The following is a 1,356-nucleotide window of genomic DNA, read 5'->3' as shown; positions in this document are numbered from 1 at the left end:
GAGGGCCGCCAGCACCTGCCCAGCGCGGGCCAGCACGCCGCGCGGCACGCCCGCCAGCCGCGCGACATGGACGCCCCAGGATTTCTCGGCCGCGCCATCGCCGACGAGGTGCTGGAACACCACCTCGCCGCGCCATTCGCGGACCCGCATGCTGGCCAGCCGCAGCTCCGGCAGGCGCCCGGCCAGCGCGGTCAGCTCGTGGAAATGGGTCGCGAAGATCGCGCGGCAGCGGATGCGGTCGTGCAGCGCCTCCAGCACCGCCCAGGCGATGGCGAGCCCGTCCCAGGTGGCGGTGCCGCGGCCGACCTCGTCCAGCACGACGAGCGAGCGCGCGGTGGCGCCGTTCAGGATCGCCGCCGTCTCCGCCATCTCCACCATGAAGGTGGAACGGCCTCCGGCGATGTCGTCGCCACCCCCCACACGCGAGAACAGCCGGTCCACCAGGCCGATGCGCGCCTCGGCCGCCGGCACGAAGAGCCCGGCCTGGGCAAGCACCACCATCAGCGCGTTCTGGCGCAGCCAGGTGGACTTGCCGGCCATGTTCGGCCCGGTCAACAGGCAGAGCCGACGGCCGCCGGACAGGTCGCAGTCGTTCGGCACGAAGGCAGGCCCGCGGGCGCGCTTCAGCGCCGCTTCCACCACCGGATGGCGGCCTGCCACGATGCGGAATTCGGCGCGGTCGGTGACCTCCGGCCGGCACCAACCGCCCTCCGCGGCGAGGGCGGCGCCGGCGGCATGGACGTCGAGCTCGGCCATCGCCCGCGCGGCCTCGGCGATGGCGGTGCCGGCGTCGAGCAGCATCCGGCGCAGATGCGCGACGCAGGCGCGTTCGCGCGCGGCGGCACGGTCGCCGGCCTCGGCCACCTTGCGGTCGAGCTCGGCGAGCGCCGCGCAGGTGAATCGGATCGCGTTCGCCATGGTCTGGCGGTGGATCGGCGCCTGGTCGGGCGCGAGGCCTTTCGGCGCCTCGCGCAGCAGCTTCTCGCCGGCGGCGGCGGGCAGCTCGGCCAGGAAGCCGAATTGCTGGTGGTGGCGGATCTTGAGGCTTGCCACGCCCCAGGCCTGGGCAAGGTCGAGCTGCAGCGCGGCGATCGCCTCGCGCGCGCCGTCGCGCAGCCGCCGCAGCGCATCTAGCTCGCCGTCGTAGCCGGGGGCGACGATGCCGCCATCCTCGAGCCGCGCCGGCAGGCGGTCGGCGAGCCCGCGGGCGAGCTCTTCGGCGAGCGCCGGGTCGAGGCGCAGCGCCTCGCGCGCCTCTGCGACAAGGGCGGGCACGGGGAGCGCCGCGGCATCCAGCGTGGCGCCGATGCGCGCCGCGACGTCGAGCCCGAGCCTGAGCGCGCCGAGGTCGCACGG

General features: G+C 75.6%; 1 protein-coding gene. It reads right to left on the bottom strand.

Annotated elements, in window-relative coordinates:
* The coding region (mutS, locus tag L2I40_RS23225) for a DNA mismatch repair protein MutS (RefSeq protein ID WP_237217724.1) at positions 1–1,356 on the bottom strand (1,356 nt) is incomplete at both ends.

The sequence above is a fragment of the Falsiroseomonas oryziterrae genome (genome assembly GCF_021864505.1).
GTDB classification, from domain to species: Bacteria; Pseudomonadota; Alphaproteobacteria; order Acetobacterales; family Acetobacteraceae; genus Falsiroseomonas; species Falsiroseomonas oryziterrae.
This window is presented reverse-complemented; position numbering and strand designations above follow the sequence as displayed.